This window comes from Pseudomonas pudica (assembly GCF_015680405.1).
Classification (GTDB): Bacteria; Pseudomonadota; Gammaproteobacteria; order Pseudomonadales; family Pseudomonadaceae; genus Aquipseudomonas; species Aquipseudomonas pudica.
Genome location: NZ_JADLJS010000124.1, coordinates 1 through 270 on the forward strand (window position 1 = coordinate 1; position 270 = coordinate 270).

General features: G+C 63.3%; 1 protein-coding gene. It reads right to left on the bottom strand.

The features are described 5' to 3' along the window. Positions 1-270 (bottom strand): hypothetical protein (locus IRZ77_RS26760; RefSeq protein ID WP_196174647.1); only part of this gene is annotated, 270 nt, incomplete at both ends.

A 270-nucleotide genomic window follows, 5' to 3' on the forward strand; every position in this document is an offset into this window, starting at 1 on the left:
CCGCACCAATCGCAACATTGCGTACCAGCGCCCCGACGCTACCGGCTGCACCCTCGCGCAACTGCACCAACCGCGCCTGCAAACTCTCGGCACTTTCGAGCGTCCAGAGCATCACCTCGATCATCTGGCTACGGTTACCCGCTGCCGCAATATTGATCGCGCCACTCAGCACCATGGCCCGCACCTTGCGGCCCAGTGGGTCACGGAACTGCTTGTCTACCTGCTGCAGAAACGCATCGGTCCGCGCCTCCAGGGCTTCGTTGAGCAGGC